The organism is Trueperella bernardiae (assembly GCF_001469025.1).
GTDB lineage: Bacteria > Actinomycetota > Actinomycetes > Actinomycetales > Actinomycetaceae > Trueperella > Trueperella bernardiae.
In genome coordinates, this window is sequence record NZ_LNIZ01000015.1 from 1 (window position 1) to 6,057 (window position 6,057).

At 58.4% G+C, this 6,057-nt stretch carries 4 protein-coding genes; all 4 read right to left on the reverse strand.

Features of this window, described 5'->3' with window-relative positions; all coding sequences use genetic code 11:
• Positions 1-480: 480 nt before the first annotated feature.
• Positions 481-1,701 (reverse strand): ATP-binding protein, encoded by a 1,221-nt coding sequence (locus AQZ59_RS08870; protein WP_062614287.1) that lies wholly within the window; start codon positions 1,699-1,701, stop codon positions 481-483.
• Between the two features lie 215 nt (positions 1,702-1,916).
• Entirely contained in the window at positions 1,917-2,945 is a 1,029-nt protein-coding gene (nrdF, locus tag AQZ59_RS08875; RefSeq protein WP_016664111.1) for a class 1b ribonucleoside-diphosphate reductase subunit beta, read from the reverse strand.
• A gap of 114 nt (positions 2,946-3,059) precedes the next feature.
• Positions 3,060-5,234 (reverse strand): class 1b ribonucleoside-diphosphate reductase subunit alpha, encoded by a 2,175-nt coding sequence (gene nrdE, locus AQZ59_RS08880; protein ID WP_016664110.1) that lies wholly within the window; start codon positions 5,232-5,234, stop codon positions 3,060-3,062.
• Complete coding sequence (gene nrdI / locus AQZ59_RS08885; RefSeq protein ID WP_016664109.1) at positions 5,231-5,740, reverse strand: class Ib ribonucleoside-diphosphate reductase assembly flavoprotein NrdI; 510 nt, start codon at positions 5,738-5,740, stop codon at positions 5,231-5,233. The genes nrdE and nrdI overlap by 4 nt, the downstream gene beginning before the upstream one ends.
• Between the last annotated feature and the right edge of the window lie 317 nt (positions 5,741-6,057).

Below are 6,057 nucleotides of genomic sequence, written 5' to 3' on the forward strand. Positions count from 1 at the left end.
CAACGCTCGCAATCGAGGTCTGTTGATCAATCACAATCGAGGCCGCATCCCGCCGAAACTCCGGCGTATACGACTTCCTCGTCTTCTTCTCACTCACGAGTCTTCCAACACCCTTCCCAGCCAGACAAGCCAGCCTCATCAAGTGTCAACAAACACAGGGTAACCCCACCTTGCTAGGGATTCGTTGAGCTCCATCCCTCGTGAGCGCATGAGGGCAATCTGCACTTCAACCGTGGTGGGATTTTTGATCTTCTTCATCGGGTTTTCATGCCTCGAAAGAAATCCAGCCCGTCTCCAACCTGATGGTCGAAGCGGGCTGAACGATTACCTAAATAATGCCACGGCCCCAGCGCGTTGGGTGGCCTCATTTGGCTACAGGAGCATGACGGCTAGATCGAGAAAAACAAAGACCGGCCCTGGGCTCCCACCAAAATGGGTAGCGGTACCGGTCATGTTGGTATTCAGGCTAGGCGATGACACCTAGCTGTGCAACGGTGAGGGCTCGACAAGCCACTCGATAGTGTTTTTGTGTTGGATCCCGTCGCGGCTCATGTCGAACTGGTCCATGCTCAGCACGGTTTTCGGGAAGTTGTCGGTAACCCCGCGAAAGGCACCGAACTCGCGGTCGACGGTGTTTTGGCTGCCGAGCAGGTAACTCACCTGGAAGTACTCAGTGTCGGAACCTTTGCGGGCGATGAAGTCAATCTCGCGCGCGCCGGCTCTTCCGACACTTACCTCGTACCCGCGCGCAAGCAGCTCCACGCACACGATGTTTTCGAGGGTCAGCTCAATGTCGGCCTGGTTCGAAAGGCCGAGCGTTTCACGAAAACCGTGATCCACCGCATAGTACTTCTCAGTTGCCCGAAGCCTCGCCTTCCCCGCAATGTCAAAGCGCGGAACCCGATAAATCAAGAAAGCGTTCACGCAAAACTCAAGGTAGTTCAACACGGTATCAACCGAAACGGTGCGCCCCTCGCTTTTGAAAAAACGCACCAGTGACTGCGCCGAGAAGGTTTTTCCAATATTTGCGAAGCAGTAACCGACGATGCGGTGAAAAATGTCGACGTCGCGGATCTGGTGATATTCAATCACGTCTTTGAGCACAACCGAGTTGTACACAGAGTCAAGGTAGTCGAGCGAGGGTTCCCGGTCGAGGTTGAAGTATTTCAACGCCGGGAAACCGCCGAACTGCACAAAGTGCTGGAAGCGTTCGCTCAGTGTGCGGTCGCTTTGGCGGTGCAGCTCGACAAATTCCGCAAACGAAAACGGTTGGATCAAGAACTCAACGTAGCGACCGGCAAGATGTGTGGCGAGATCACCGGAAAGCATGCGCGAATTCGACCCGGTGACATAGATATCTGCGTCATAGTCGACGCGGATCGCGTTGATGGCTTTCTCCCAGTCGGCGACCTGCTGAATTTCGTCAAAGAAGAAATACGCGCGGGTGTTTTTGTTGAGGTTTTCGGCTTCGATGCGCCGTAGCAGCGCCGCTGCGTCTGTGATGTGAAGCCCGTCAGCGGACTCAAAATTCATCGCAAACACTTGTGGATCAGCGCTGCCCGCGCGAATCACTTCTTGCAGCTGCTGCAGAATCGTAGATTTGCCGCAGCGACGCACACCGGTGAGCACCTTCACGAGGGGTTTGTCGATAAAGGGCTGGATCCGCGAAAAGTATCTCGGGCGTTCAATGATTCTGTCCACCACAAACCTCCCTGTTTTGTCGAGTATAGTCGACAAGCTGCTACTTTGCGGAGGTTTTGTCGATCATAGTCGACAAGAATCGCGCTGGCTCGGGCACAAAACAGCGCACCGCGGGAAGGTTGCCGGCGTGTGCCAGCGTCCAACCCGCGGTGCGCTATTCGGACGGTGCGGCCCGAATCGAGCCGCTGAGCCCTCGAGCCGTTAAGCCCTTGAGCCTAGAAGTCCCAGTCGTCGTCGGTGGTGTCTTCGCCCTTACCGATGATGTAGCTCGATCCTGATCCACTGAAGAAGTCGTGGTTTTCGTTGCTGCCAGGTGACAGCGCCGCGAGAATCTCAGGGTTCACTTCGGTCTCTTCAGCGGTAAACCGCGACGGGTAACCGAGGTTCATCAGCGCCTTGTTCGCGTTGTAACGCACGAACACGGCAACGTCGTCCATCAGGCCGAGCGGCTCGTACAGCTCACCCGAGTACTGCAGCTCAAGCTCGTAGAGCTCTTCCAGCAGGTCGAAGGTGAACTTGCGCATCTCTTCCTGACGCTCTTTGCTCTGCGTCTCGAGTCCGCGCTGGTACTTGTAACCCGAGTAGTAACCATGCACTGCCTTGTCACGCAGAATCAGGCGGATCATGTCTGCGGTGTTCGTCAGCGTCGCGTGCACCGAGAAGTGCAGCGGCAGGTAGAACCCTGCGTACAGCAGCAGCGACGACAGCAGCGTCGAAGACACTTTACGCTTGAGCGGATCATCGCCGTAGTAGTGGTGCAGCACCTTCTTGCAGCGTTCCTGCAGCAGATCGTTGGCAACTGCCCAGCGGTAGGCGTCGTCGATTTCCGGGGTGCTCGTCAGCGTTGAGAACACCGAGGAGTACGAGCGGGCGTGCACCGACTGCATGAACGCAATGTTGGTGTAGACGGCCTCTTCGTGTTCGGTGCGGGAGTCTTGGATCTGCACGATCTCACCGACAGTTGCCTGCACGGTGTCGAGCATGGTCAGACCGGTGAAGACGCGCATCGTGAGGGTGCGCTCTTCCTGGGTCATTTTCTGCCACGCGGGGATGTCGTTTGACAGCGGCACCTTCTCTGGCAGCCAGAAGTTCGCGGTCAGACGGTTCCACACCTCGAGGTCTTTGTCGTCGGTGACGCGGTTCCAGTTAATGGGGCGCAGCCGCGCTGCCGGGTCGTGGCGGTACGACGGCGGGGTGACCGAGATCTCTTGCAGCGGGCGGTCGGTGTTCAACGGATCAGTCATAGTTCAATAAAGCTCTTTCACTAGTGGTGTCTGGTGGTCAGTGCGCGGAGTGCGCGGACGGCGCGCGGTGCGCCCGCGCGCGCAGCACGGGCGCACACGCGGGCGCGAACGCGACTACAGCGCGCAGGAAACGCAGCCTTCGATCTCGGTTCCCTCGAGCGCGGGCTGGCGCAGGCGGATGTAGTACAGCGTCTTGATGCCCTTGCGCCACGCGTAGATCTGCGCGCGGTTGATGTCGCGAGTGGTCGCCTCGTCTTTAAAGAACAGCGTGAGCGACAGACCCTGATCCACGTGCTTGGTCGCAGCAGCGTAGGTGTCGATGATCTTCTCGGCGCCGATTTCGTAGGCGTCTTCGAAGAACTCGAGGTTGTCGTTTGTCATGTGCGGAGCCGGGTAGTACACGCGGCCGAGCTTGCCCTCTTTACGAATCTCAATCTTCGAGGCGATCGGGTGGATCGAAGCCGTCGAGTTGTTCACGTAGCTAATCGACCCGGTCGGTGGCACCGCCTGCAGGTACGCGTTGTAGATACCGTGTTCGCGGATCGACTCGCGCAGCTGTTCCCAGTCCGCAACCGTCGGCAGCGCAACTCCAGCCTCGGCGAAGAGCTCACGCACCCGCGCGGTTTCTGGCACCCACTCCTCGGCCGTGTAACGGTCGAAGTAGCTGCCGTCAGCGTAGTCGCTCTTCTCGAAGCCCGCGAAGGTCGCACCGCGGTCAATCGCCAGCTGGTTCGAAGCGCGCAGCGCGTGGTAGGTCACCGTGCGGAAGTACGCGTCGGTGAAGTCAATTCCCTCTTCGCTGCCGTAGTGGATGCGCTGCGAAGCGAGGTAGCCGTGCAGGTTCATCTGGCCGAGGCCGATGGCGTGTGACGCACGGTTACCCTCGGCAATTGACGGCACCGCCTGAATGTCGGTCTGATCCGACACACTCGTCAGCGCCCGCACCGCAATCTCAACGGTTGCGCCGAAGTCCGGGCTGGCCATTGCCTGCGCAATGTTCAGCGAGCCGAGGTTGCACGAAATGTCGTGACCGATCGTCTCGTACCCGATTGCGGCGTCGTACTCAGAGGCGGTGTTCACCTGCAGAATCTCCGAGCACAGGTTCGACATGTTGATGTGCCCCTCGAGCGGGTTCGCACGGTTCACAGTGTCTTCGAACAGCACGTACGGGTAGCCCGACTCGAACTGCAGCTCAGCGAGGGTCTTGAAGAACTCGCGCGCGCTGATCGTGGTCTTGCGGATCCGCGGGTTCGCGACGAACTCGTCGTAGCGCTCGGTGATTGACTGATCCGAAAGCGGAATACCGGTTTCGCGAAGCACATCGTAGGGGCTAAACAGGTGCATATCTTTGTTCTGCTTAGCCAGTTCGAAGGTCACATCCGGAATCACAACCCCAACCGACAGGGTCTTAATGCGGATCTTCTCGTCGGCGTTTTCACGCTTCGTGTCGAGGAACCGCATAATGTCGGGGTGGTGCGCGTGCAGGTACGCAGCGCCTGCGCCCTGGCGAGCGCCGAGCTGGTTCGCGTAGCTGAAGCTGTCTTCGAGGATCTTCATCACGGGAACAACACCGGAAGCCTGGTTCTCGACCTGCTTAATCGGGGCACCCGCCTCGCGGAGGTTTGACAGCAGCAGCGCCACACCGCCGCCGCGCTTGGACAGCTGCAGCGCAGAGTTAACGCTGCGGCCAATCGATTCGAGATTGTCTTCAACGCGCAGCAGGAAGCACGACACGAGCTCGCCGCGCTGTTTCTTACCCGCGTTCAAGAACGTCGGAGTTGCCGGCTGGAAACGGCCCGAGAGGATCTCGGTGACCGTCTTCGAAGCCAGTTCCTCGTCACCCTGACCGAGGAACAGCGCCGTGGCAACAACTCGCTGCTCGAAGTTTTCGAGGAAGAGGCTGCCGTCGAAGGTTTTCAGCGCGTAGGAGGTGAAGAACTTAAACGCACCGAGGAAGGTCTGGAACTTGTGCCCGAAAGCGTCGGCCTGTTCGTGGAGGCGCTCGACGAAGTCCTTGTCGTAGGCGCGCAGGTATTCGGCTTCGTAGTACTCGTTTTCGATCAGCCACTCCAGGCGTTCCCACACCGAAGCGAACTGCTTCGTGTTCGGGATGACCTGCTGGTTCAGGTAGGCCTCCGCCGCTTCGTGATCCTTGTCAAACTGGATCGACCCGTCCGCCGCAAACAGGTTCAGCTGGGCGTTGAGCGCGTGGTAGTCCTTCCGCTCGCCGACCCCGCCAACCCGTGCAGTGTTGGGGGTGGTTGTTTCTGATGGTGTGGCGATCGTCATGCGACGTCCTCCTCATTTGCTTCTGCTTCTAATGTGTTCTGTCGTGCCCAAAATTCGTCTAAACCAGCCTTGACTCGAGCAACGTCGCGGTTGGTGCCAAGAAGTTCAAAGCGGTACAGCTCAGGAACTTTGCACTTGGCTGAGATGATCGGTCCTGCGATGCAGTAGTGCTCACCGAAGTTGGTGTTCCCCGCGGTAATCACGCCGCGGATCAGCGCGCGGTTTGCAGGATCGTTCAGGAACGTAATCACCTGCCGCGGCACCGCCCCGGCCTGCGCTCCGCCGCCGTAGGTCGGAACCACGAGCACGTAGGGCCTGGTCACTCGGATCATTCCCTCTGTGCGCGGTCGGAGTGGGATCCGCACCGCCGGGCGCTCGAGCTTCTCGACGAAGCGGAGGGTGTTCTCCGAAACGCTCGAGAAAAACACCAGGTCAGGTGAATCTTGCCCCTCGAGCACTCGCACCTCCGCGACGCTTCGTGTTCGGCCTTCCCTGCGTTCACTCATCAGCATGTTCTCCTCTCAGCATTTGCACCTCAGCAATCCCACCCCTACATCTAGTCCTGACCCACGTTGCGGGCACCACATATAGTGTTTAGCACGAATAATCTCACAAATCTACGACACGCCGAAGTACAGACTACGTCATACCGAACCTGGAGTGCTCTAGGTTTTTAGGTCCAGGTGACTTGAGTGCTGTCCATTGATGCCCTGCCTGTGGGTGGGGAGAATGGATGAATGGTGAAGAAATTCAGCAAGCATACTCCCGAGCAGATTGTTCGTAAGCTCGATAGGGCGCGGGAATTGAAGGAATCGGGATCAAC